The organism is Pseudomonas mangiferae (genome assembly GCF_007109405.1).
Lineage (GTDB): Bacteria > Pseudomonadota > Gammaproteobacteria > Pseudomonadales > Pseudomonadaceae > Pseudomonas_T > Pseudomonas_T mangiferae.
Genome location: NZ_VJOY01000029.1, coordinates 1 through 25,037, shown reverse-complemented (window position 1 = coordinate 25,037; position 25,037 = coordinate 1). Strand labels below are relative to the sequence as shown.

At 70.1% G+C, this 25,037-nt stretch carries 22 protein-coding genes and 1 pseudogene; 13 read left to right on the top strand and 10 right to left on the bottom strand.

What is annotated here, in order from left to right; translation table 11 throughout:
* A partial coding sequence (locus FM069_RS21030; RefSeq protein WP_143490370.1) for a pyridoxal-phosphate dependent enzyme occupies positions 1-690 on the bottom strand: 690 nt, incomplete at its 3' end.
* Positions 691-816: 126 nt separating this feature from the next.
* On the opposite strand from FM069_RS21030, the gene rpiA reads away from it, so the two are divergent.
* Positions 817-1,488, top strand: coding sequence for a ribose-5-phosphate isomerase RpiA (rpiA, locus tag FM069_RS21025; RefSeq protein WP_143490369.1), 672 nt, complete (start codon positions 817-819; stop codon positions 1,486-1,488).
* Positions 1,489-1,753: 265 nt separating this feature from the next.
* On the top strand, positions 1,754-3,715 hold the full coding sequence (locus tag FM069_RS21020; protein WP_233282095.1) for an autotransporter outer membrane beta-barrel domain-containing protein: 1,962 nt from the start codon (positions 1,754-1,756) through the stop codon (positions 3,713-3,715).
* Between the two features lie 166 nt (positions 3,716-3,881).
* Here FM069_RS21020 and FM069_RS21015 read toward each other — a convergent pair whose 3' ends face one another.
* Entirely contained in the window at positions 3,882-4,793 is a 912-nt protein-coding gene (locus tag FM069_RS21015; protein WP_143490367.1) for an SdiA-regulated domain-containing protein, read from the bottom strand.
* Between the two features lie 224 nt (positions 4,794-5,017).
* Here FM069_RS21015 and FM069_RS21010 point away from each other — a divergent pair, with 224 nt between their 5' ends.
* Complete coding sequence (locus FM069_RS21010; protein ID WP_143490366.1) at positions 5,018-6,034, top strand: AraC family transcriptional regulator; 1,017 nt, start codon at positions 5,018-5,020, stop codon at positions 6,032-6,034.
* 143 nt (positions 6,035-6,177) lie between these two features.
* On the opposite strand, the gene FM069_RS22420 is transcribed toward FM069_RS21010, so the two are convergent.
* Positions 6,178-6,990 (bottom strand): methyl-accepting chemotaxis protein, encoded by an 813-nt coding sequence (locus FM069_RS22420; RefSeq protein WP_407681601.1) that lies wholly within the window; start codon positions 6,988-6,990, stop codon positions 6,178-6,180.
* Positions 6,991-7,038: 48 nt separating this feature from the next.
* Positions 7,039-7,809: pseudogene (locus tag FM069_RS22415) on the bottom strand (cache domain-containing protein); the annotation flags it as partial.
* A gap of 615 nt (positions 7,810-8,424) precedes the next feature.
* Between FM069_RS22415 and FM069_RS21000 the strand changes: the two are divergent.
* The 5 genes from FM069_RS21000 (at position 8,425) to FM069_RS20980 (ending at position 13,382) form a co-directional block, all read left to right on the top strand.
* Complete coding sequence (locus tag FM069_RS21000) at positions 8,425-9,474, top strand: ABC transporter ATP-binding protein (protein WP_143490364.1); 1,050 nt, start codon at positions 8,425-8,427, stop codon at positions 9,472-9,474.
* Positions 9,471-10,388, top strand: coding sequence for an ABC transporter permease (locus FM069_RS20995; RefSeq protein WP_143490363.1), 918 nt, complete (start codon positions 9,471-9,473; stop codon positions 10,386-10,388). Before FM069_RS21000 ends, FM069_RS20995 begins: the two co-directional genes overlap by 4 nt.
* Entirely contained in the window at positions 10,385-11,173 is a 789-nt protein-coding gene (locus FM069_RS20990) for an ABC transporter permease (RefSeq protein ID WP_143490362.1), read from the top strand. Before FM069_RS20995 ends, FM069_RS20990 begins: the two co-directional genes overlap by 4 nt.
* Positions 11,174-11,213: 40 nt before the next feature.
* Positions 11,214-12,257 (top strand): ABC transporter substrate-binding protein, encoded by a 1,044-nt coding sequence (locus FM069_RS20985; RefSeq protein ID WP_143490361.1) that lies wholly within the window; start codon positions 11,214-11,216, stop codon positions 12,255-12,257.
* A gap of 87 nt (positions 12,258-12,344) precedes the next feature.
* Positions 12,345-13,382 (top strand): histone deacetylase family protein, encoded by a 1,038-nt coding sequence (locus FM069_RS20980; RefSeq protein ID WP_143490360.1) that lies wholly within the window; start codon positions 12,345-12,347, stop codon positions 13,380-13,382.
* 13 nt (positions 13,383-13,395) lie between these two features.
* On the opposite strand, the gene FM069_RS20975 is transcribed toward FM069_RS20980, so the two are convergent.
* The 3 genes from FM069_RS20975 to FM069_RS20965 all read right to left on the bottom strand — a co-directional run bounded on the left by FM069_RS20975 (position 13,396) and on the right by FM069_RS20965 (position 16,594).
* Positions 13,396-14,394 carry an SdiA-regulated domain-containing protein gene (locus tag FM069_RS20975; protein WP_143490359.1) on the bottom strand — a complete coding sequence of 333 codons (999 nt, stop codon included), beginning with the start codon at positions 14,392-14,394 and terminating at the stop codon, positions 13,396-13,398.
* 76 nt (positions 14,395-14,470) lie between these two features.
* Positions 14,471-15,136 (bottom strand): fumarylacetoacetate hydrolase family protein, encoded by a 666-nt coding sequence (locus FM069_RS20970; protein WP_143490358.1) that lies wholly within the window; start codon positions 15,134-15,136, stop codon positions 14,471-14,473.
* A 63-nt stretch (positions 15,137-15,199) separates the two neighbouring features.
* On the bottom strand, positions 15,200-16,594 hold the full coding sequence (locus FM069_RS20965; RefSeq protein ID WP_143490357.1) for an FAD-binding oxidoreductase: 1,395 nt from the start codon (positions 16,592-16,594) through the stop codon (positions 15,200-15,202).
* 201 nt (positions 16,595-16,795) lie between these two features.
* Between FM069_RS20965 and serA the strand changes: the two genes are divergently transcribed.
* Complete coding sequence (serA, locus tag FM069_RS20960) at positions 16,796-18,025, top strand: phosphoglycerate dehydrogenase (protein WP_143490356.1); 1,230 nt, start codon at positions 16,796-16,798, stop codon at positions 18,023-18,025.
* A gap of 77 nt (positions 18,026-18,102) precedes the next feature.
* Here the strand turns inward: serA and FM069_RS20955 are convergent, their stop codons facing one another.
* A complete protein-coding gene (locus FM069_RS20955) occupies positions 18,103-18,831 on the bottom strand; it encodes a DUF2059 domain-containing protein (RefSeq protein WP_143490355.1) in 729 nt (242 codons plus the stop codon).
* A gap of 181 nt (positions 18,832-19,012) precedes the next feature.
* On the opposite strand from FM069_RS20955, the gene FM069_RS20950 reads away from it, so the two are divergent.
* The 4 genes from FM069_RS20950 (at position 19,013) to FM069_RS20935 (ending at position 22,742) form a co-directional block, all read left to right on the top strand.
* Positions 19,013-19,633 (top strand): 2OG-Fe(II) oxygenase, encoded by a 621-nt coding sequence (locus FM069_RS20950; protein ID WP_143490354.1) that lies wholly within the window; start codon positions 19,013-19,015, stop codon positions 19,631-19,633.
* Positions 19,630-20,172, top strand: a complete 543-nt coding sequence (locus FM069_RS20945) for a DUF523 domain-containing protein (RefSeq protein ID WP_143490353.1) — start codon at positions 19,630-19,632, stop codon at positions 20,170-20,172. Before FM069_RS20950 ends, FM069_RS20945 begins: the two co-directional genes overlap by 4 nt.
* Positions 20,173-20,235: 63 nt before the next feature.
* Positions 20,236-20,589 (top strand): I78 family peptidase inhibitor, encoded by a 354-nt coding sequence (locus FM069_RS22120; RefSeq protein ID WP_143490352.1) that lies wholly within the window; start codon positions 20,236-20,238, stop codon positions 20,587-20,589.
* A gap of 122 nt (positions 20,590-20,711) precedes the next feature.
* Positions 20,712-22,742 carry a hybrid sensor histidine kinase/response regulator gene (locus tag FM069_RS20935; RefSeq protein WP_143490351.1) on the top strand — a complete coding sequence of 677 codons (2,031 nt, stop codon included), beginning with the start codon at positions 20,712-20,714 and terminating at the stop codon, positions 22,740-22,742.
* Positions 22,743-22,751: 9 nt separating this feature from the next.
* Here the strand turns inward: FM069_RS20935 and FM069_RS20930 are convergent, their stop codons facing one another.
* Together FM069_RS20930 and FM069_RS20925 are read right to left on the bottom strand one after the other, a co-directional pair.
* Positions 22,752-23,876: an ABC transporter permease gene (locus FM069_RS20930; RefSeq protein WP_143490350.1), complete on the bottom strand. Its 1,125-nt coding sequence runs from the start codon at positions 23,874-23,876 to the stop codon at positions 22,752-22,754.
* On the bottom strand, positions 23,876-25,037 hold a 1,162-nt coding region (locus tag FM069_RS20925; RefSeq protein WP_143490349.1), incomplete at its 5' end, for an ABC transporter permease. The genes FM069_RS20930 and FM069_RS20925, both read right to left, overlap by 1 nt.

Sequence of the window (25,037 nt, the reverse complement as noted above, 5' to 3'; positions counted from 1 at the left end):
GTCGGCGAACAGCCCGACCTGGGGCAGCACCACTCGCTCGCCGGCGGCCAGGGCCTGCTGCAGGCAGTTGGAGTCGTCGGGCTCGACGCCGATGACGCGGACTTCCGGGCGCAGGTACTTGACGTAGGCGGCGATGCCGGCGATCAGGCCGCCGCCGCCGACCGGGACGAACACCGCGTCCAGGGGGCCGGTGTGCTGGCGGAGGATTTCCATGGCCACGGTGCCCTGGCCGGCGATGACGTGGGGATCGTCGTAGGGGTGGATGTAGACGTAGCCCTGTTGCTTGACCAGTTCCAGGGAGTGGGCGAGGGCGTCGGGGAAGGCGTCGCCGTGGAGCACCACCTTGCCGCCACGGGCGCGCACGCCCTTGACCTTGAGTTCGGGGGTGGTGCGGGGCATCACGATGGTGGCATCGATGCCCAGTTCGCGGGCGGCCAGGGCGAGGCCCTGGGCGTGGTTGCCGGCGGAGGCGGTGACGACGCCGCGGGCGAGCTCGGCGGAGGAGAGCTGGGCGAGCTTGTTGTAGGCGCCGCGGATCTTGAAGGAGAAGACCGGCTGCAGGTCCTCGCGCTTGAGCAGCACCTGGTTGCCCAGGCGCGTGGACAGCTGGCGGGCCGGCTGCAGCGGGGTTTCCTCGGCGACGTCGTAGACGCGCGAGGTGAGGATCATCTTGACGTACTGTTCGAGCATCGGCGGAGGGCTTTCGGCGGGCGGCGGCGGGGGATGCCGCAGTCTACTCCAGCGAAACCGGCGGGCCAACGACCGGCCCGGCCGCTATACTGGCGCCCTTCCCTCCTCCGCCCAAGCACCCGCACCATGACCCAGGACCAGCTCAAGCAGGCCGTCGCCCAGGCCGCCGTAGACCACATCCGCCCGCACCTCGACGCCAAGAGCATCATCGGCGTCGGCACCGGTTCCACCGCCAACTTTTTCATCGAGGCCCTGGCCCGCCACAAGATGGAGTTCGACGGCGCGGTGGCCAGCTCCGAGGCCACCGCCCAGCGCCTGAAGGTCCACGGCATCCCGGTCTACGACCTGAACGGGGTGGACGCCCTGGAGTTCTACGTGGACGGCGCCGACGAGAGCGACGAGCGCCTGCACCTGATCAAGGGCGGCGGCGCCGCCCTGACCCGGGAGAAGATCGTCGCCGCGGTGGCCCGAACCTTCGTCTGCATCGCCGACGCCAGCAAGCTGGTGCCGGTATTGGGGCGCTTCCCGCTGCCGGTGGAAGTGCTGCCCATGGCCCGCAGCCACGTGGCCCGCCAATTGGTGAAGCTGGGCGGCGACCCGGTGTACCGCGAAGGCGTGGTGACCGACAACGGCAACGTGATCCTCGACGTGCACAACCTGGAGATCGTCGACCCGGTGGACCTGGAGGCGCGCATCAACGCCATCGTCGGCGTGGTCACCAACGGCCTGTTCGCCGCGCGCCCCGCGGACCTGCTGCTGCTGGGCACCGCCGACGGCGTGCGCACCCTCACCCGCTGAACCTCCCACGGGGCGCCCGGCGCCCCCGCTGCCCCGGGGCGGTGCACGCCGCGTCAGGGGCGTCACCTTTTGGAACAGCCGGTCGCCGCTCGATGGCCAGCGACGACCGAAGGCCAATAACCATCGGCCTTTTCCGCAGGTGAATTACACCCTGGCGACCCTGGATTAAGCCCAGGCGTCACGGCCGACCGGAAATGTCGGTCGCGGTCCGTATCCTGCACACGCCCCCGCCCGAGATACGACCCCCGACTCAAGGAGAATGAGTGTGTTGAAGCCCCTTGCCACTGCCATCGGCCTCGGCCTTGGCCTCGGCGGCGCCCTGCTGCCAGTCGCCGCGTCCGCCTACGAATACGGCGAGCACGCCGGCGTCACCCTGGATCGGCTGATCCATGACTACCCCGGGCGCTACCGCGGCACCGCCAATTTCGCCGGCGCGGCAGACCTGATGCAGGCGCAGATGGGCAGCGGCTATGCCTTCGCCCGCCAGGACTTCACCTGGACCGCCACCAATGGCGAGAGCCGCGGTTCGCAGAACGTGGTGGCCTACGCCCCCGGTACCACCGATAAATTCGTGGTGCTGGGCGCCCACTTCGACACCTATTTCGGCCGGCCGACCCTGCAGGGCCTGGACGACAACGGCTCGGGCGCCGCAGTGCTCACCGAGATCGCCCGCAACCTGAGCGGCCTGAAGCTGGAGAACGGCCTGTCGGTGGTGGGCTTCGGCGCCGAGGAAGAGGGCCTGCGCGGCTCCCGCGGCTACGTCGCCTCCCTCACCGAGCAGCAGCGCGCCAATCTGCTGGGCATGATCAACCTGGACAGCCTGATCACCGGCGACCGCATGTACGCCCACGCCGGGCAGAACAGCGTCGACGACCCGGCCCTGGCGTCCCTGCGGGAACACACCTTCAGCCTGGCTCGGGAACTGGGCATCGACCTGCACACCAACCCCGGCCTCAACGAGGAATACCCCGCCGGCACCGGCTGCTGCAGCGACGGCTCGTCCTTCGAGGACCTCAAGGTGCCGGTGCTGTTCGTCGAGGCCACCAACTGGGAACTGGGTGAGCTGGACGGCTACGAGCAGACCGACAACCCGGCGATCCCCGGCGGTGCCACCTGGCACGACCCGGACAAGGACAACGAGGCGGTGTTCGTCAACGCCTTCGGCCAGGCGCGCATCGACCAGCGCCTGCGGGACTTCTCCCTGCTGCTGACGCGCCTGGTGCTGGAGATGACCAACGCCGACCTGTTGGCCTCCACCGCCTCCGGCGGCGCCCTCGCCCGCGACCTGCAGGACAACCTGAAGCGCCAGCACGAGGCCCTGACCCGGCTCCACGACCGCCGCTGGCTGACCCTGCAGGACGCTGCCCGGGACGCCGGCAGCTTCGACGGCGAGATCGGTGTGGACGGCGAGTACGCGCCGGACAACGGCTTCGACACCGAGGCCAGCCCGGAGGCCCGGCGCTATGGCCTACACGCCCTGGGCGACTACGCCCTGGGCAACGGCCTGGTGGTGGGCGGCAGCCTCAGCTACCTGAACGGCCGCGATCGCCTGGAACACGGCGGCAAGGTGGACAGCGACACCTGGCAGGCCGGCCTCTACGCCTTGCTCAGCGACGGCCCGCAGTGGCTGGCCGGCGAGGCCAGCGTCGGCCACACCGGCTTCGACACCCGCCGCTCCCTACAACTGCGGGCCAACGGCGGCCCGGTGCTGCTGGACCAGCGCTTCGACGGCGACACCGAGGCCTTCACCTGGGGCGCCCGGGTCCAGGGCGGCTATGACTTCGACGTCGGCGCGCTGAAGACCGGGCCGTTCGCCGGCCTGGACTACAGCCACTACCGCATCGACGGGTTCCACGAGGACGAGCGCCGGCGCACTGCGCTGGGCTACGAGGAGCAGCGCTTCGACTCCCTGGAAGCCAGCCTCGGCTGGCGCCTGCGCGGCACCGTGCCCCTGGGCGGCATGAGCCTGCAGCCCTATGGCAGCTTGCGCTGGGTGAAGGAACTGGGGGATGGCCGGCTGGAAGAGATGGACCTCACCAGCCGCGCCGATGGCCGCGCCCGGGTGGCCGACATGGGCCGGGTGGACGAGAACTTCGGCCGCGCCCAGCTCGGCGCCCTGCTGGCCATCACCCCGCAGCTGGGGGTGTACGTGGAAGCCAACAGCCGCTTCGCCCACGACGAGGGCAGCCAGGCCAGCTACTCGCTCGGCGCCCAGTACCAGTTCTGAGACAGGCCACCGGCCGCGCCGCCTCCGGGCGGCCGGCCGCTTGCCCGGCCCGAAGGACGCCACGCCCACGGCGGCGTCCACACGCCCCATAGGCATCCTGAGGGTGCATCCACGCCAGGGACGCGCGTTACCCGCGTGCCTCCCTTCCTCGCCTTCTCCTGTCGCCTCAGCGCGCCTTGCGGAACACGTAGAACAGGTTCGGCTCGCTCACCAGGTACAGGGTGCCCTGCTCGTCCATGGCCATGCCTTCGGCCTGGGGCACGCCGCGGCGCAGGCCGTGCAGGCCCGGCAGCAGCGACAGGCTGCTGAGCGGCCGGCCGTGGGCGTCCAGTTCGAGGATCAGCCGGGACTCGTCGGAAAGCGCCAGCAGGTGCCCGCTGCGGGCGTCGTAGAGCAGGCTGGAGAGGTCGCGGACGAACAGCCGTGCGTCGCGCTTCGGGTCGTCCGCCACCTGCACCGCCAGGGGGCCGCTGGCCGGCGCGGGGAAACCGCGCACCTCGTAGATGCGCACCGGGTCGCGCTCCTTGGCGACGAACAGGCGCTGCCCGGCGGCGTCGTAGGCCAGCCCCTCGAAACCCTTGTTGCCGTTGCGGCCCAGGCCCAGGGTCAGCTGCTGGCCGGCGGCGGCGTCCAGGCGCTGGCTGTGCGCGTCGACCTGCACCAGAGTCAGCCGCTGGCGGCGCTCGTCGCTGATCACGAAGCGCCCCGGGCCGATGTATTCCACCGCCTCCGGGTCGGCGAACCCCACCAGTTCGATGCGCCGCAGCAGGCGGCCGTCCAGGGACAGCTCCAGCAGCGCCGGGCGTTTGTTGGTGACGCTGAACAGGGTGCGCCGCTGCGGATCGTAGGTGAGCGCCGAGAGGTCGGAGAGCCCCTCCAGCGGGCGTGCTTCCAGCACCACCCGGTAGTCCGGCAGCCACACCCCGCGCTCGCGCCACTCCGGCGCGTGGCGCCATTCTTGCACGAGGAACCAGCCCCGTTCGTACAGGCGGAACCACTGGGCGGCCACGGCCGCCAGCAGCAGGCACGCCAGCGACAGGCAGACGAGCAGGGTCTTCAGGGAACGCGAACGACGCATCGACAGGGACTTCATGACCGCAGGGAGCGCCAGCAATAGCACGTTTTCCCTGAAGCCAGGCTTAAACGCACCGCCTCGCCGGCCGGCGCCGGCGGCTCGGGCACGGTGCGCGGCATACGCAAAGATGCACCACGACACGGCGCGCGCAGCCTTCGCGAGACGGCTGCCGGATGGGCGCGGAAGACCACCCGACGCCGGCGTCGCGTTACCAAAGGGGACGCTTGATGGGTCAATCGACGCTACCGGAAGAACGTACGCTCACCACCCTGCACACCATCGCCCTGGCGATGGACACCCTGGCCGCCAGCGGCGTGCCCTACGAACGCCTGCTGGCGGGCAGCGGCCTGGTCCGCAGCGACCTGGACACCCCCGACAAGCTGATCCGCCACACCCAGGAACTGCGGGTCTTCGCCAATGCCCTGGCCTGTACCCGCGACCCGGCCCTGGGCCTGTCCCTGGGCCTGCGCATGCACGTCTCGGCCTACGGCATCCTCGGCTACACCATGCTCGCCAGCCGCACCCTGCGCGACGCCCTGGAGCTGGCCCTGGCGCGCCCCATCCTGCTGGGCACCTACTTCAACCTGAGCCTGGAACGGGACGGCGACGAGGCGCGACTGGTGGCCCGCGACTACCGCTACGCGCCCGAGCTGGAGACCTTCAACACCGAGCTGTGCATGACCTCGCTGCTCACCGTGGTGCGCGACCTGCTGGGCGAACCGGTGACCCCGCGGCGCCTGCTGCTGCCCTTCGCGCCCCCGGCCCACGCCGCCCTGTACGCGGACAAGCTGGGCTGCCCGGTGCGCTTCGAGGCCGGCGCTGGGGTGCTGGCCTTCGACGCCGCCCTGCTGGACCGCCCGCTGCCCCTGGCCGACCCGGTGACCTGCCATTCCGGCCTGCAGCAGTGCCTGAAGCTGGACGCCCGGCTGAGCGACCGCCACGACGTGCTGGAGCAGATCCGCGACCACCTGGACGGCCACCTGCGGGAGTCCGCCACCCTGCACTGCGTCGCCCGCCGCCTGCACCGCTCCGAGCGCACCCTGCGGCGCCACCTGCAGCGGCTCAACACCAGCTACCAGCGGGTGCTGGACGAGGTGCGCTACGACAAGGCGCGGCGCCTGCTGGCGGACACCGACCTGCCCATCTACCTGATCGCCGAGCAACTGGGCTACAGCGAGACCGCCAGCTTCCGCCACGCCTTCCAGCGCTGGAGCGGCCAGTCGCCGAGCCTGTACCGCCGCTGACGGCACCAGGTTCTGTACGAAACGTCGTCGCACGAAGGTCAGGCAAGGCAAAAACAGGCGAAGAAGCGGCGTTACGGGCTGTAAATGAGCAGTCTGAGCCTTTAACGCAGCATCACCGAGCGCAGGCACTTTTCGTACAGGACCTAGCGGGTACGGAAGCGTCCCACCAGGCGATGCAGCTCGCTGGCCACCCCGGTCAGGGCCTGGCTGGTGTGGCGGGCGGTGCCGGAGATGCCGCTGATCCGCGAGGCGTCCTCGTGGATGTCGGCGATGTGCCGGTTGATCTCCTCGGCCACCTGGTGCTGCTCCTCGGCGGCGGTGGCGATCTGGTTGTTCATGTCCTTGATCACCGTCACCGCCTCGTGGATGCCGGCGAAAGCCTCGCGCACCTGGCTGGTGAGGCGCACCGAGCTTTCCGACTGGGCCAGGCTCTGCTGCATCTCCCCGGCGGCCTGGCGGGTGCTGGCGGTGAGCTTGCCCAGCAGCGCGCCGATCTCCGCGGTGGAATCGGCGGTGCGCCGCGCCAGGGCGCGCACTTCGTCCGCCACCACCGCGAAGCCGCGACCCTGGTCGCCGGCGCGGGCCGCCTCAATGGCGGCGTTGAGCGCCAGCAGGTTGGTCTGCTCGGCGATGCCGCGGATGGTGTCGAGGATCGCCGTGATGCCCTGGCTGTCGCGCTCCAGGTGGCCGATGGAGGTGGCGGCCTCCTCGATGCGCCGGCCCAGTTGCTCCACGTGCTCCACCATGGAGCCGACCACCGCCTGGCCACGGCTGGCCTGTTCCTCGCCGGCCTGGGCGGACGTGGCGGCGCGGCTGCAACTGGAGGCCACCTCGTTGGCGGTGGCGACCATCTCGTTGAAGGCCGTGGAGACCAGGTCGACGCCGTGGGACTGGCGCTGCGCCGCCTCGTCCAGCTGCCCGGTGTGCTGGCTGATCTCGCCGGCGCTCTGCTCCACCCGCTGACTGGCGGCGAGGATGTCGTCCACCAGCACCCGGATGCTCTCGACGAAGGCGTTGAAGCCAGTGGCCAGGCGGCTGGTCTCGTCGCGCCCGCGCACCTCCAGGCGCCGGGTCAGGTCGCCTTGGCCGCTGGCGATCTCGCCCAGGCGCGCCGAGGCGCCGTTGATGGGCGCCACCAGCAGCCGCGCCAGGAACACCCCGCAGAGTACGAACAGCACCACCAGGCCCGCGGCCAGGGCGGCGATTACCGCGGTCATGTGCCAGGCGCCAGCCATGATCTCGTCGGTCTCCATCAGCCCGATGTAGCGCCAGCCCAGGGTCTCGGAGCGGTAGACGTTGGCGGTGTAGGCCGTGCCGTCCAGGGTCACCGCGTAGCGCCCCGGGGGCTGCCGGGCCAGATCGGCGTAGCCGTCGCCGAGGCTCTCCAGGGCCTTGAAGTTGTGCTCGGGATGGCGCGGGTCGGCCAGCACCGTGCCGGTGTCCTCCACCAGCATCAGGTAGCCGGTCTCGCCGAAGCGCACCCGCTTCACCGTCTCGGTGAGCTGGTTGAGGGACACGTCCAGGCCGATCACCCCCTGGGCGCCGTCGTCGGCGACGAAGGTGCGCACGGTGGAGATGATGGTGGAGTTGTCCTCGGGGAAGACGTACGCCGCGGTGCGCATGGCCTTGCCGGCGCCGCCCTCGGCGGTCTTGAACCAGGCCCGGGTGCGGGGATCGTAGTGGGCCATGAACTCGGCGGAGGCCGGCCACTGCAGGTAGCCGCCGTGGCCGGAGCCGACGTAGAGGTAGGCGTAGCCGGGGTGGGCCTTGCCCATCTGCTCGAACAGCGCCAGCAGCTCCGCCCCCAGGCCCTCGCTGGGCATGGTCAGCGGCCCGGCCTGGGGGCGGTCGAGGTAGGACGGGATGTTGCTGGCGTCCACCGCCTTCAGCAGCCGGGTCTGGGCGAGGAAGGCGCCGTTCTCGGCGACGCTGTCGAGGAACAGCCGGAAGGCGTTGTCCACCTCGCCGATCTGCGCGGTGCTGCTGCGCTCGAACTGCTCGGTGGCGGTGTGCATCACCCGCACCACCACGAACAGGGTGATGGTGAGGATCGGGATCAGGGTGATGGCGAAGAAGGCGGCGATCAGTTTCTGCCGGATGGTCATGGTCCGCTCCTGGACACGCGCCGGCTTCGACGGCCGGGTCGTTCTGCGAAAGGGGAACGGCGGCGGGACGCGCCGACGGTACGTGCAGCGTAGCAGCCGCCCCGGCGGCCGGCGCCAAGCCCTGGCGGAGGCGCGCGCCGGGCAGCCAGGTTGGCCGGAACTATCCCCTTTTGTCCGCTTATAACGTTTTTCCATGGGCCGGCGGCGGGCAGAATCGGGGTCGACAGGGTTTTCCGGTCGCCGCGAAAACCTAAATAAGAACAATCCGTTAGAGCCTGCGAGCCTATGTCCAGCGCGATCGGCATCGAGCGAATCTGCATGGAGTTCGGCGAACCCGGCCAGGGCGTGCGCGCCCTCGACGACGTCTCCCTGGACATCCGCGCCAACGAATTCTTCACCCTGCTGGGCCCGTCCGGCTGCGGCAAGACCACCCTGCTGCGGCTGATCGCCGGCTTCGAGCAACCCAGCGCCGGCACCATCCGCCTGTACGGCGAGGCCATGCAGGACCTGCCGCCGTTCCGCCGCCCGGTGAACACGGTCTTCCAGAGCTACGCGCTGTTCCCCCACATGAGCGTGGCGCAGAACATCGCCTTCGGCCTGGAGATGCGCGGCCTGCCGCGGGCGGAGATCGACGCCACGGTGCAGCGCATGCTGGCGCTGGTGAAGCTGCCGGACGTGGGCCGGCGCCGCGCCGACCAGCTCTCCGGCGGCCAGCAGCAGCGCATCGCCCTGGCCCGGGCGCTGGCCAACCAGCCCAAGGTGCTGCTGCTGGACGAGTCGCTGTCGGCCCTGGACCAGAAGCTGCGCAAGGACATGCAGATGGAGCTCAAGCGCCTGCAGCACGAGACCGGCATCACCTTCATCTTCGTCACCCACGACCAGGAAGAGGCGCTGACCATGTCCGACCGCATCGCGGTGATGGACAAGGGCCGGGTGCTGCAGGTGGGCACCCCCAGCGAGATCTACGAATCGCCGGTGAACCGCACGGTGGCGGCCTTCATCGGCGAGACCAACTTCCTCGCCGCGGATGCCGCCGACGCCGGCCTGCGCCTGGGCGACGGCCAGGTGCTGCAGGCGCCCACGCCCCTGCGCGGCGCGGTGACCCTGGCGATCCGCCCGGAGCGGGTGCACCTGGACCCGGCCGGCGAGCTGGAGGGCGTGGTGGAGGACGTGGTGTACGTGGGCACCGACACCGTCTACCACCTGAACGTCGCCGGCCAAGGCGGCTTCCGCGTGCGCCGGCAGAACCACGACGGCGCCGTGGCCGCCCACGCCCCGGGCGAGCGGCTGCGCCTGCGGGTGCCGACCGCGGCGATCCGGGTGCTGGCCGAATGAACGCCGCCGGCCTGCGCCACGAACGGCGCCTGCTGCTGCGGCGCCTGGCCCTGAGCGCCCCGGCCATGGCCACCCTGGCGGTGTTCCTGCTGGTGCCCCTGGGCATCATGCTGCTGGTGTCGTTCCTGCAGCCCGGCGACTACGGCGGGGTGAAGTGGGGCGAGTACTCCCTGGAGGCCTACGTCAATTTCCTCTACGAGCGGGACCTGGACGACAGCCTGGTGTTCAACACCGACTACCTGCAGATTTTCCAGCGCTCGTTCTGGCTGTCGGTGCTGACCACCGCCGGCTGCCTGCTGGTCGGCTTCCCCACCGCGCTGTACCTGGCGCTGCAGAGCGAGCGCCGGCGCAACCTGCTGTTGCTGCTGGTCACCGTGCCGTTCTGGACCAACCTGCTGGTGCGGGTCTACGCCTGGATCCTGCTGCTGCGCAACGGCGGCCTGGTGGACAGCGGCCTGGAGGCCCTGGGGCTGGTGCACGGCGGCGACCTGAACGTGCTCTACACCGACGTGGCGGTGGTGATCGGCCTGCTCTACACCTTCCTGCCGTTCATGGTGCTGCCCATCTACACCAGCCTGGAGAAGCTCGACTGGCGCCTGGTGGAGGCGGCCTACGACCTGGGCGCCACCCGCCGCCAGGCGCTGCGGCGGATCATCGTGCCCCTGGCGATGCCGGGGATCGCCGCCGGGACGATCCTGGTGTTCATCCCGTCCCTGGGCAACTACATCATCCCCGAGCTGCTGGGGGGCGGTAAGGCGCTGATGATCGGCAACCTGATCCAGCTGCAGTTCGGCACCGCCCACAACTGGCCCCTGGGCGCCGCGCTGTCCTTCGCCCTGCTGGCCTTCGTGCTGCTGGCGATGCTGGTCTACAGCCTGCGCTTCAAGGGCGCCGCCGCCGGAGGCCACCCATGAACCCGCGCAACCCGCTCTGGCGCTTCACCGGCGTGCGGCCCCTGGCCTGGTTGTTCTTCGCCTTCCTCTATGTGCCGATCGTGGTGCTGGTGGCCCTGAGCTTCAACGGCGGCCAGTCGGCGACCCTCTGGGAAAGCTTCAGCCTGAAGTGGTACGCGGTGGTGGCCAACGACCCGGAGATCGTCCGGGCGGCGAAGAACTCCCTGCTGGTGGCCACCTTCGCCACCCTCATCGCCACTGCCCTGGCGACCCTGGCCGCCCTGGGCATGCGCGGCCCCGCCCACCGCGGGCGGACCCTGATGAGCGGGGTACTGAGCCTGCCGCTGCTGGTGCCGGAGATCGTCACCGCGGTGGCGACCCTGATGTTCTTCGCCTTCATCGGCCTGAAGCTGTCGCTGTTCACCATCCTCATCGCCCACGTGGTGTTCTGCATCCCCTTCGCCTACCTGCCGATCCGCGCCCGCCTGGAAGGCATGGACCCGCGCCTGGCGGAGGCCGCCGCCGACCTCTACGCCTCGCCGTGGCGCACCTTCTGGCGGGTCACCCTGCCGCTGCTGGCGCCGGGGATGCTGTCCGGGGCGATGCTGGCGTTCATCATTTCCATGGACGACTTCGTCATCACCTATTTCGTCGCCGGTGCCGGGGCCACCACCCTGCCGGTGTACATCTTCAGTTCGATCCGCATGGGGATATCGCCGAAGATCAATGCGATCTCGTCGATCATCCTCCTGATCTCGATCCTGTTCGTCGCCTTGTCGTACTACATCGGCCAGCGCAAGCGCTGAGGCGCCCGCCGGCCTGCCACCCCCGCTCAGGAGTCCGACCATGATCCGCCGCACCCCGCTCGCGCTGTCCGCCCTGTTCGCCTTCGGCCTCGCCGGCACCGCCCAGGCCGCCGGGACCCTGCACTTCGCCAACTGGTCGGACTACTTCCCGCCGGAGCTGCTGAAGAAATTCGAGCAGGACACCGGCATCAAGGCGACCCTGGACGCCTACGAGAGCAACGAGACCCTGCTGGCCAAGCTCAAGGCCGGCGGCGGCGCCTACGACGTGGTGGTGCCGTCCGACAGCTTCATCCAGATCATGGTGCAGGACGGCCTGCTGCAACCCTTCGACACGAGCAAGCTGCCCAACCTGAAGAACCTCAAGGCCAACTTCCAGCACCTGGGCTTCGACCCGGAGCACGCCTACAGCGTGCCCTACCTGTGGGGCACCACCGGCTACAGCTACGACAGCCAGAAGGTCCCGGGCGGCGCCCTGGAGGAAAGCTGGAAGCCGTTCTTCGAGCCACCGGCGGAGCTCAAGGGCAAGGTGGTGGCGCTCAATTCCATCGAGGACCTGTACATCGCCGCTTCCCACTACCTGGGCATCGACCAGTGCACCGAGGACCCCAAGGACGCGAAGAAGGTGCAGGACCTGCTGCTGGCGCAGAAACCGATGCTGGCCATGTACAGCAGCGACGGCACCATCGAGCGCATGGCCGCCGGCGAAGTGGTCATGCACCAGCAGTGGAACGGCGCCTACCACCGCGCCCATGCCCAGCGCGCCAGCCTGGTCTACGTCTACCCCAAGGAGGGCGTGCACCTGTTCATCGACAACCTGGCGATCCCCAAGGACGCCAGCAACGTCGCCGAGGCCCATACCTTCATCAACTGGATGATGCAGCCGGAGAACATCGCCGCGGCCTCCAACTTCGCCAAGTACAACAACGCGGTAGAGGGCTCCGACGCCTTCATGGACAAGGAGCTGTTCGACGACCCGGCGATCAACACGCCCCAGGACAAGCTGGCGCGCCTGAAGACCTTCGAGCTCTGCTCGCCCAAGGCCCTGGCCCTGCGCAGCAAGGTCTGGACCAAGCTGAAGAAATAGGCCCGCGCCGCCCCGCCCTCCGGCCCCGGAGGGCGCATTCCCTCATCCCGATGCAGACGCCCGCCCGTGGCGTCGGAGGAGCCTTGCATGCTGACGATCTACAGCGACGACCACCGCCTGCACCACGGCCAGCACGAACTGATCGGCGGGCACTTCATGCCCTGCTTCGAGAAACCCAGCCGCGCCGACATGGTGCTGGAGCGCCTGCGGGCGGTGAACCTGGGGGACGTGCGCGGGCCGGACGAACACGGCCGCGAGCCCCTGCGCCGGGTGCACACCGACGGCTTCCTGAACTTCCTCGAGCACGCCTGGGCGGACTGGCAGGCCACCGGCCGCGACCATGACATGCTGCCCATCGCCTGGCCCGTGCGACGCCTGCGCCAGGTGGAACCCGACGACATCGACGGGCGCCTGGGCTACTACTCCCTGGACGCCGGCGCACCCATCACCGCCGGCACCTGGCGGGCCATCACCGCGTCCGCCAACGTCGCCCTCAGCGGCCAGGCGGAACTGGCCAAAGGCGCCCGCGGGGTGTTCTCCCTGTGCCGGCCACCGGGGCACCACGCCGCGTCGGACTACATCGGCGGCTACTGCTACCTGAACAACGCCGCCATCGCCGCCCAGGCGATGCTGGACCAGGGCGCCCGGCGGGTGGCGATCCTCGACGTGGACTACCACCACGGCAACGGCACCCAGGACATCTTCTACGACCGCCCGGACGTGCTGTTCACCTCGATCCACGGCGACCCGCGCTTCGAGTACCCGTATTTCCTCGGCCATGCCGACGAGAAGGGCCAGGGGCCCGGCGAGGGGTTCAACCGCAATTACCCCCTGGCGTCCGGCAGCGACTGGTCGGTGTGGGGCCAGGCCCTGGCCGATGCCTGCCGGCTGATCGCCGGCTACGGGGCGGACGCCCTGGTGGTGTCCCTGGGGGTGGATACCTTCAAGGAGGACCCGATCTCTCAGTTCAAGCTGGACAGCCCGGACTACCTGCGCATGGGCGAGGTCATCGCCGGCCTGGGGCTGCAGACCCTGTTCGTCATGGAGGGGGGCTACGCGGTGGAGGAGATCGGCATCAACGCGGTGAACGTGCTGCAGGGCTTCGACGCCGCCACCCCGCGCTGAGCCGTCGCCGGCGTCAGCCGGCCGGCGCGGCGGCCACCGCGGCGGCGTGCCCGGAAGCGGGGGCGTCCGTGGTGGCGGTGCCGGCGGCGTTCGCCGCGGGAGCGCCCACCGCGGGGTCCTTGCGGAACACGTAGAACAGGTTCGGCTCGCTGACCATGTAGATGGTGCCGGTCTCGTCCATGGCCACCCCTTCCGCCCGCGGGATGCCCTGGTGCAGCCCGTTGAGGCCGCCGATCAGGCTGATGAAGCTGATGGGCTCGCCGCGCTCGTCCAGCTCCAGCAGCAGGTTGGACTGGGCCGACAGCACCAGGGTGTGGCGGGTGCGCGGGTCGATGCTCATGGCCGAGACGTTGCGCATCTGCAGGCCGTCGCTGGGCAGGGCGCGCATGGCGCCGAACATGTGGTCGCGGCCGTCGCTGTCCCAGCTGAACAGGGCGCGTGGCTCGCGCTCCTTGCCCAGCAGCAGGCGACCCTGCTCGGCGTCCCAGGCGATGGCCTCGAAGCCCTTGTTGCGCGAATTGGGGAAGCCCAGGTCGTACTCGGCGGCGTCCGCGGCGTTCAGCTCGGTGGTGAGGTCGTCCACCTTGACGATGGACAGGGTGCGCCGGCGCTCGTCGGTGATCGCCAGGCTGCCGTCCTCCATCATCGCCACCCCTTCCGGGTTGGAGAAGCCGATCAGCGGGATGCTGCGCAGCACCTCGCCCTGGCGCGACAGCTCCACCAGCAGCGGCTTCTTGCCGGTGACGGTGTAGAGGGTGCCGCTCAAGGGGTTGTAGGTGAGGTCGGAGGTCTCGTCGTGGTCCAGGCCGGCGAGGCGCTTGCCCTGGATCACCGCGTGGTAGCCGGGCAGCCAGACGCTGGCGTCGCGCTCGCCCTGGCTGAGGTTCGATTCCTTGATGAGGAACAGCAGGCGGTCGTCCAGGTGCTGCGACTTCACCACCCCGGCGGCCAGGGCCAGGGCGAAGCCCGCCAGGAGCCAGCGGGCACGGGGCAAACGGAGGGGCCAGCGCATCGTGCGTCTCCCGGAAGCGAAGCGGCCAGCCTACAGAGGGCGGCCGGGGGCGCCAAGGGCGCAGGCGGACCGGTCGTCAGAGCACCTGGCTGTCGAAGCGGGACAGGCCCACCAGCTCCAGGGTCAGGGCGTCGCCGGGCTGCAGCGGGCCGACGCCGGCCGGGGTGCCGGTGAGCACCACGTCACCGGGTTGCAGGCTGAAGTGCCCGCAGATGTGGCGGATCAGCAGCAGGATCGGGTTGAGCATGTCGCGGCTGTTGCCGTCCTGGCGCCGCTCGCCGGCGATGCTCAGGCGGATGCCCAGGTCGGCGAGGTCGGCCACCGCGTCCCCGGGCACGAAGGGCGCCAGCACGCAGGCGCCGTCGAAGGCCTTGGCGATCTCCCAGGGGTAGCCCTGCTCCTTGAGCCGCGCCTGGACCTCTCGCAGGGTCAGGTCCAGCGCCGGGGCGAAGCCGGAGATGGCGTCGCGGATTTCTTCGTCCACCGGCTGGCGCGACAGCGGCTTGCCGATCAGCACGGCGATCTCCGCCTCGTAGTGCACCGCGCCGCGGTCGCGGGGGATCACGAAGCCGCCGGCCAGAGGCACCACGCAGCTGCCGGGTTTGATGAACAGCAGCGGTTCGCTGGGCACCGGGTTGTTCAGCTCCCGGGCGTGCTCGGCGTAGTTGCGGCCGATGCACACCACCTTGCCCACCGGGAAGTGGATGCCGGTGCCGTCGACGTACTGGTGCTGGTAGCTCATCTGCTCACTCCGGTTGGGGCCGCCCGCGTGGGGCGGAGGAAGACGGGCGCGGCGCCGGGGCGCTCACGGGGCGAAGATCTTGCCGGGGTTCATGATGCCGTTGGGGTCGAACACCGCCTTGACCGCCTTCATGTAGGCGATTTCCTCGGCGGACCGGCTGTAGCCCAGGTAGTCGCGCTTGGTCATGCCGACGCCGTGCTCGGCGGAGATCGAGCCGTTGTACTTCTCCACGGTCTCGAAGACCCAACGGTTCACCGTGGCGCACTTGGCGAAGAACTCGTCCTTGCCCAGGTCGTCCGGCTTGAGGATGTTCAGGTGCAGGTTGCCGTCGCCGATGTGGCCGAACCACACCACCTCGAAGTCCGGGTAGTTGGCGGCGACGATGGCATCGATGTCCTTGAGGAACGCCGGCACCCTGGAGACGGTGACCGAGATGTCGTTCTTGTAGGGCGTCCAGTGGGAAATGGTCTCGGAGATGTACTCCCGCAGCTTCCACAGGTTCTGCAACTGCTGGGCGCTCTGGCTCATCACCCCGTCCAGCACCCAGCCCTGCTCCACGCAGTGTTCGAAGGTGGCCAGGGCCTGGTCGGCGCGCTCGTCGGTGGTGGCCTCGAACTCCAGCAGCGCGTAGAACGGGCAGTCGGTCTCGAACGGCGCCGGCACGTCGCCGCGGGCCAGCACCTTGGCCAGGGCCTTGTCGGAGAAGAACTCGAAGGCGGTCAGGTCCAGCTTGTCTTGGAAGGCGTGCAGCACCGGCATGATGGAATCGAAGTCCGGCGTGCCCAGCACCATGGCGGTGAGGTTGGTGGGCTGGCGGTCCAGGCGCATGGTGGCCTCCACCACGAAGCCCAGGGTGCCCTCGGCGCCGATGAACAGCTGGCGCATGTCGTAGCCGGTGGCGTTCTTGATCAGGTCGCGGTTGAGTTCCAGCAGGTCACCCTTGCCGGTGACCACCTTCAGCCCGGCGACCCAGTTGCGGGTCATGCCGTAGCGGATCACCTTGATCCCGCCGGCGTTGGTGCCGATGTTGCCGCCGATCTGGCTGGAACCGGCGGAAGCGAAGTCCACCGGGTAGTACAGCCCCTTCTCCTCGGCGAAGGCCTGCAACTGCTGGGTCACCACCCCCGGCTGGCAGCGCACGGTGCGGTCCAGCGGGTCGAAGTCGAGGATGCGGTTCATGTAGTCGAACGCCACCACCACTTCGCCGTTGGCCGCCACCGCCGCCGCCGAGAGCCCGGTGCGGCCGCCGGAGGGCACCAGGCCGACCCGGTGCTGGTTGGCCCAGCGGACCACCGCCTGCACCTGCTCGATGCTCTTGGGAAACGCGATGGCCAGGGGCGCCGGCGCGAAATGCTTGGTCCAGTCCTTGCCGTAGGCGTCCAGGGAAGCGGCGTCGGTGAGCACCTTGCCCGGCTCCAGCAGGGTCTTCAGCTCTTCGATCAGGGCGATGTCGGTCATCTGCAGAACTCTCGGAACATTCATGGTCGCCCTGAGAACGCTTCAGGTCGCAACCGAGCATGGAAAAAGGAGATCATGCTAGCATAACGCCCCCCGCGAATCGCGCGCCGCGCCGATCCGGGAGCCGGCCCCGCCGGCCCGGGGCAGCCCTCTCTTCGCTGTCCATCGCCCTGCCATTTCCACGGGATAACAGGTAAGCAGATGAGCAAGACCTCCCTCGACAAGAGCAAGATCAAGTTCCTCCTTCTCGAAGGGGTCCACCAGAACGCCGTGGACACCCTGAAGGCAGCCGGCTACAGCAACATCGAGTACCTCAAGACCGCACTGTCGGGCGACGAACTCAAGGCGAAGGTCGCCGACGTTCACTTCATCGGCATCCGCTCCCGTACCCAGCTCACCGAAGAGGTGTTCGACGCCGCCAAGAAACTGGTGGCGGTGGGCTGCTTCTGCATCGGCACCAACCAGGTCGACCTGGACGCCGCCCGCGAGCGCGGCGTGGCGGTGTTCAACGCGCCCTACTCCAACACCCGCTCGGTGGCCGAACTGGTGCTGGCCGAAGCGATCCTGCTGCTGCGCGGCATCCCCGAGAAGAACGCCTCCTGCCACCGCGGTGGCTGGATCAAGTCGGCGGCCAACTCCTTCGAGATCCGCGGCAAGAAGCTGGGCATCGTCGGCTACGGCTCCATCGGCACCCAGCTCTCGGTGCTGGCCGAGGCCCTGGGCATGCAGGTGTTCTTCTACGACGTGGTGACCAAGCTGCCCCTGGGCAACGCCCAGCAAGTGGGCTCCCTGCACGAGCTGCTGGGCCTGGCCGACATCGTCACCCTGCACGTGCCGGAACTGCCGTCCACCCAGTGGATGATCGGCGAGAAGGAAATCCGCGCCATGAAGAAGGGCGCGATCCTGATCAACGCCGCCCGCGGCACCGTGGTGGAGCTGGAGCACCTGGCCGCCGCCATCAAGGACGAGCACCTGATCGGCGCCGCCATCGACGTGTTCCCGGTGGAGCCCAAGTCCAACGACGAGGAATTCCAGACCCCGCTGCGCGGCCTCGACCGGGTGATCCTCACCCCCCACATCGGCGGCTCCACCGCCGAGGCCCAGGCCAACATCGGCCTGGAAGTGGCGGAGAAGCTGGTCAAGTACAGCGACATCGGCACCTCGGTGTCCTCGGTCAACTTCCCCGAGGTGGCGCTGCCGTCCCACCCCGGCAAGCACCGCCTGCTGCATATCCACCGCAACGTCCCCGGCGTGATGAGCGAGATCAACTCGGTGTTCGCCGAGAACGGCATCAACATCTCCGGCCAGTTCCTGCAGACCAACGACAAGGTCGGCTATGTGGTGATCGACGTGGACGCCGAGTACTCCGACCTGGCCCTGGAGAAACTCCACCAGGTCAACGGCACCATCCGCAGCCGCGTGCTGTTCTGACGCCTGGCGGAAACGAAAAAAGGGAGGCCTCGGCCTCCCTTTTTCATGCCCGGCCGATCACGACCAGGCCCCTGTCCTCAGGGGCCGAGGGCGGCCCGCAGCGCCTCCAGCGCAGCCTGGTAGTAGGCCTTGCCTTCGACGGACTCGGCGAAGGTGGAGAACTCTTCCAGCTCCGGGTCGGACAGGTCGCGATAGACGTACAGCAGGGTGTTGTCCAGGTCATTGCCGATCTGCTCCATCAGCTGCTGGCGCTGGCCATCCAGGGCGCCCCGGGCGCCGCCGTTGCCCAGCAGGCCCGGCAGCATCTGGCTGAGGCTGTCGGCGGCGACCCCGGCCAGGGCCAGGCTCACCTCGGCCCCTGCCTCGCGCACCGGCAGGGCCTGAGCCAGGTGGCGGATCAGCAGGCGCCGGGTGGCATCCGCCTCGATCCGCGGCAGGCCGCCGGCGTGCTGCGCCAGCTGGTCGCTGCGGGTGGCGAGGGTCTCGGCGGCCACCGCCTTACGCCCCAGGGGCGACTCGAAGAAGCGCAGCGCCGGCTGCGGGTCGGCCAGGCGCGCCGCCAGTGTGTCCCGGGCGCGGCGGTCCATGGCCTCGGCAGCGAAGCGGCGGTTGCTGTTGTTCACCAGGGTCTGGTAGAGCGCCGGCGGCAGGCTCGCCTGGTAGCGCTGCTGGGCACCGGCGAGGGCGCCCTGGAAATGCTCCCGCTGCTGACCCCAGCCGGCGGCGTCGTACAGGCGGTCGTGAGCGGTATCGGCGAAGGTGGGCGTAGCGATCAGCAGGACGAGCAGGGCAAACAGAACGCGCATGGAAACTCCTGTGGAACCCGTCGCCCGTTCCCCGGGGCGACGCGGGATGCCTGGTCTGGCCTAACCGGGCAGGCCTCACCAGGCCGGGCCAACCTGGCTGGGCCGCGAGGCGGCGCCATTGTCCGGGGCGCCCGGCGACTTGTCGAGGCAAGCGGGCGCGCTGCATGTAGAATCGACGCCCATGATGAAACCGGCTGAACCCGCGACCCTGCTGCGCCTCGTCGACGAACTGGCCGAACACGGCTGGACCCGGCAGCAGGACGTCCTGCCACAGGCTCTGACCCTCGAACTGGCGCGCGAGTGCCGCGCCCGGGCGTCTACCGGCGCCCTGGCCCTGGCGGCGGTGGGCCGCGGCGCCGGCCAGGAAATCCGCGAGGGCGTGCGCGGCGACCGCATCCAGTGGCTGGAACCGAGCCAGTCCGCCGCCTGCGATGCCTACCTGGCGTACATGGACGCCCTGCGCGGCGCACTCAACCAGTCGCTGTACCTGGGCCTGGCGGACTTCGAGAGCCACTTCGCCGCCTACCCGCCGGGGGCCTTCTACGAGCGCCATCTGGACCGCTTCCGCGACGACGACCGGCGCACCGTCTCGGCGGTGTACTACCTCAACGACGACTGGCACGCCGAGGACGGCGGCGCCCTGCGCCTGTACCTGGACGACGCCACCCTGGACGTATCGCCCGAGGCCGGCTGCCTGGTGCTGTTCCTCTCCGACCGGCTGCCCCACGAAGTGCTACCGACCCGCCGCGAGCGGCTGTCCCTCACCGGCTGGTTCCGCCGCCGCGGCGAGGGCGCCTGGTGAGCCACGAGGCGTCGGCGACCCCCTCTTCCGCGAGCCCCCGGGCGCGCATCCTGGTGAGCCGCTGCCTGCTCTGCCAGCCGGTGCGCTACGACGGCGGCGCCCACGGCCCGTTCGACCTGCTGCAACGCTGGCAGGCTGAAGGCCGCCTCGTGCCCCTTTGCCCGGAAGTGGCCGGCGGCCTGCCCACGCCGCGCCCGCCGGCGGAGATCCCCGGCGGCCAGGGCGATGCGGTGCTGGACGGCCTGCGCCCGGTGCTGGATGCCAGCGGCGCCGACGTCACCGCGGCGTTCGTCGCCGGCGCCCGGCTGGCCCTGGAGCTGGTGCAGCGCCACGGCCTGCGCATCGCCGTGCTGAAGGCCCGCAGCCCGTCCTGTGGCAACCGCGAGACCTACGACGGCAGCTTCGGCGGCGTGCGCGTGCCCGGCGCCGGGGTCACCGCGGCCCTGTTGCAGCGGGCCGGCGTGCAGGTGTTCAGCGAACTGGAATTGCCCGAGGCGGCCCGCGCCCTGGCCGAGTTGGAGGCCGCCACGCCGCGCTGAGCCTGGTCGCCGGCCGCCGAACCGATCATCCTGTCCCTATCACCCCTACCGAGAGGAACACCCATGCGCGCTCATCTCAGCCCCCTGGCCGGCCTGGCCCTCGCCCTGTTGCTCGGCGCCTGCGCCGGATCGCCGGACACACCGTCCGCGGCCTCCGACGCGGCCCGTCCGGCCCTCGACCTGTCCAGCCCCGAGGCCACCGCCGAGGCGCCCCAGGGCTGTCGGTCCGCGGTGGGCGACGCCCTGGCCGGCAAGGTCGCCGACGAGGCCCTGGTGGAGCGCCTGCGCCGGACCTCCGGGGCACAGCGGGTACGGGTGGTGCACCCGCGGGACATCATCACCATGGACTACGACTCCCAGCGGCTGAACCTGCACACCGACGACGCCGGCGTGATCAAGAGCGCCTCCTGCGGCTGAGCCACGCTCGTCGCGCGGCGGTTGGTCAGGGGCCGAGCCCAGGCGCTACACTGAGGCCCGCCCCGTTCCGCTGGATGCCGGCGGTGGCGGGCTTTTCACGTTCTGCACGCGGGCCCTGAATCATGGATGAATTCGCTTTCCTGCCTGCCTGGAGCGGCGTCGCCTCGACGATGCGCCGCCACGGTTGGTCCGACTCGCCGCTGGGCACGCCGGACCGCTGGCCGGCGCTGCTGCGCGCCACCCTGGCGACGATGCTCAACGCCTGCCAGCCCCTCTGTCTGGCCTACGGACCGAGCCGGGCGTTCTTCTGCAACGACGCCTACCTGCCGCTGCTGGACCGCCCCCTGGAGACGGTCCTCGGCCAGCCCCTGGCCATCGCCTGGCGCGCCCAGTGGGCGGACCTCGAGGCCCTGGTGGAGGCCACCTACGACGGCCGCGGCGGCAGCCGGGAAGACATGCCGCGCAGGCTCGACCGCGACGGCCTGGAGGAAGACACCTGGTGGTCGTCCCACTGCTCGCCCCTGTGCGACGAGCAGGGCGCCGTGGCCGGGCTCTATTGCATCACCCAGGAAACCACCGCGCGGGTGCGCGCCCTCGCCGCCCTGCACGACCTCAACGCCAACCTGGAGCGCCAGGTGGAACAGCGCACCCGCGAGCGCGACCGGGTCTGGGGCATCTCCCGGGACCTCTACCTGGTGTGCGGCTTCGACGGCTTCCTGCGCAGCGCCAACCCGTCCTGGGCCAGCGAGATGGGCTATGCCCCGGAGACCCTGGTGGGCCGGCGCTTCGACGAACTGGTGCACCCGGAAGACCGCGCCGCCACCCTGGCGGAGGTGAAGCGGCTGATCCGCCGGGTCAGCCCCGACGACTTCCAGGTGCGGGTGCGCCGGGCCGACGGCAGCTACCGCTGGTACAGCTGGACCTGCACCCCGGAGCAAGACCTGTTCTACGCCTCGGGGCGCGACGTCCAGCGCCGCCGCGAGCTGGAGGAGCTGCTGCGGCAGAGCCAGAAAATGGAAGCCATCGGCCAGCTCACCGGCGGCATCGCCCACGACTTCAACAACCTGCTCACCGGCATCAGCGGCTCCCTGGAGCTGCTCCAGCGGCGCCTGGAAAACGGCCAGCATGACAACCTGGAGCGCTACACCGGTATCGCCCTGAGCGCCACCCAGCGCGCCGCTTCCCTGACCCACCGGCTGCTGGCGTTCGCCCGCAAGCAGGCGCTGTGCCTGGGGGCGGTGGATGTGAACGGGGTGGTGGCGGGCATGCAGGAACTGCTGCTGCGCACCCTCGGCGAGCAGGTCCAGCTGGACTGTCGGCTGGCCGAGGGCACCTGGCCGGCCAACACCGACGCCAACCAGCTGGAGAGTGCTCTGCTGAACCTGGCGATCAATGCCCGGGACGCTATGCCCGACGGCGGCCGGTTGCGCATCGAGACCCGCAACCTGTCCCTGGCCGACGGCTTCGTCGCCGACCTGGCGCCCGGCGACTACGTGGTGCTCAGCGTCGCCGACAGCGGCAGCGGTATTCCCGCGGAGCTGCTGGACAAGGTCTTCGACCCGTTCTTCACCACCAAACCCATCGGCCAGGGCACCGGCCTTGGCCTGCCGATGATCTACGGCTATGCCAAGCAGTCCGGCGGCCACGTGGACATCGTCTCCGAGGCCGAACACGGCACCACGGTACGCCTGTACCTGCCGCGCTTCGGCGACGAGCCGGTGCCGGCCCCCACGGCAGCGCCCGCTCCCCACGCCGTGCCAGGGGCGGGCCCGAGCGCCCGCGGCGAGCACGTGCTGGTGGTGGAGGACGACCACGGCATCCGTGCGCTGCTATTGGAGTCCCTCGGCGAACTCGGCTACCACGTGCGCGAGGCGTCCGACGCCGGCAGCGCGCGGCGCCTGCTGGAGGGCGGCGGGCCGCTGGACCTGCTGGTCACCGACATCGGCCTGCCCAGTTTCGGCGGCCCGGAACTGGCGGCCCTGGCGCGCCGGCTGTACCCGGCGCTGAAGGTGCTGTTCATCACCGGCTACACCCGCGACGGGCTGCTGGAAGGCCTGGTGCTGGACGGCGAGACGCGCCTGCTGAACAAGCCGTTCGCCCTGCACGGCCTGGCCCGGCTCCTGCGCGACCTGCTGGACGGCCGCGCGTCCTGAGGCCGGGCCTCAGGCCATCTGCGACAGCGTCGAGCGGAAGCGCCGGTAGGCCGCGAAGAAGAACGCGCTGCCGATGCCGAAGATCGCCAGCAGCTGCGGCCAGACGATCTCCAGCCCGGCGCCGCGGTAGAGGATCGCCTGGGCCAGGGCGACGAAGTGGGTGGTGGGCGCCGCCAGCATCAGGTCCTGCACCAGCACCGGCATGCTTTCCCGGGGCGTGGTGCCGCCGGAGAGGATCTGCAGCGGGATCAGCACCAGGATCGTCAGCAGCCCCAGCTGCGGCATGGAGCGCGCCACGGTGGCCAGGAAGATGCCCATGGACGTGGTGGCGAACAGGTGCAGCGCGGCCCCCAGCAGGAACAGCGCGAGGGAACCGCCGATGGGCACCGCCAGCCAGCCCTGCACCACCACCACCAGGGAAAACGCCGCCGCGACCAGCACCACCACGGCCATGGACCAGACCTTGGCCAGCATGATCTCCCCGGCGGTCAGCGGCATCACCAGCAGGTGCTCCAGGGTGCCGTGCTCCCGCTCGCGGATCAACGCGGCGCCGGTGAGGATGATGGAAAGCATGGTGATCTGGTTGATCACCTCCATCACCGCGCCGAACCAGGCCTGGGTCAGGTTCGGGTTGAACGCCGTGCGCACCGCCAGCCCGGCGGGCGGCGCACTGTCGCCACGGTGGCGGGCGACGAACTCGGCCACCTCGGTGGCGACGATGTTCTGGATGTAGCCGGCGCCGCTGAACGCCTGGCCGATCTGGGTGGCGTCGACGTTCAACTGCACCGCCGGGGTCCGTCCGGCCAGCACGTCGCGCTGGAAGTCCGGCGGGATGTCCAGGGTGAAGGTGTAGCGGCCGGTGTCCAGGCCGCGGTCCATGGTGGCCGGGTCGATCAGCGCCGGCGGGCGGAAGTATGGCGGCTGGAAGGCGCCCACCAGGCGCGTGGACAGCTGCGAGCGGTCCTCGTCCACCACCGCGATGGGCGCGTGGTGGAGGGTTTCCGGCAGGCCGGTGGCGGTGCTGTAGACCCCCAGGGTGAAGGACCAGACGATCAGCGCGAGCATGGCATAGTCGCGGCTCAGGCTGCGGAATTCCTTCACCCCCAGGTGCAGGATGTTGGCCAGGCTGCCCATCACGCCTCCTGCTTCTTCAGGCACGCCACGCTGAGCAGGGTCAGCAGCGGGATGGCGATGGCCAGCGGCACGAAGTACGGCGCCAGCTCGTGGAAACCCAGGGCCTTGGAGAACACCCCGCGGCTGATGGTGAGGAAGTGGGAGGCCGGGTACAGCCGGCCGATCCAGGCCGCCACCCCCTCCAGGGACGCCACCGGGTGGATCAGCCCGGAATACTGGATCGCCGGGATCATGGTGGCGATGGCCACGCCGAACACCGCGGCGATCTGGCTGCGCATGAAGGTGGAGAGGAACAGCCCCAGGCCGGTGGCCGCGGTGACGTAGAGCAGCGCCCCGGCCAGCAGGGTCGGGAAGCTGCCCTTGAGCGGCACGCGGAACACCAGCACCGCCAGGGCCACCATCAGCAGGAAGTTGCACAGGCCCATGGCGATGTAGGGCAGCTGCTTGCCCAGCAGGAACTCCAGGCGGGTCACCGGGGTGACGTAGAGGTTGGTGATGGAGCCCAGTTCCTTCTCCCGCACCACCCCCAGGGCGGTGAGCATCGCCGGGATCATGATCAGCAGCAGCGGGATCACCGCCGGCACCATGGCCTTCACGCTCTCCACGTCCGGGTTGTAGCGATAACGCAGCGCCACCGTGGCGTAGCCGGCCGGCGGCGTCGCCGGGGTCAACCGCGCGAGCTCCGCCAGGTAGGCGCCGTGCAGGCCCTGGACGTAGCCAAGGATGGTGGTGGCCCGGGTCGGCATGGCGCCGTCGACCCAGGCGCCGATGGTGGGCCGCACGCCGCGCTTCAGGTCGCGGCCGAAGCCCGGCGGAATCTCGATGGCCAGGCTCAGGGCGCCGCTGCGCATGCGCCGGTCCAGGTCGGCGTAGTCGCGGATCGGCTCGCGCTCGACGAAGTAGCGCGAGCCGGCGATGTTCAGGGCATAGGCCTGGCTGGTGGTGGTCTGGTCGCGGTCCAGCACGGCGTAGGAAAGCTTCTCCACATCCAGGCTGATGCCGTAGCCGATGATGAACATCAGCAGCAGCGTGCCCAGCAGCGCCAGGGTCAGGCGTACCGGGTCGCGGCGCAGCTCCATGGCCTCGCGGCGCGCGTAGCTGACCATCCGCTGCGGCCTGAAGCGCCCCCGGGGCGGGCCGGCCGTTGACACCGGGCGGGGG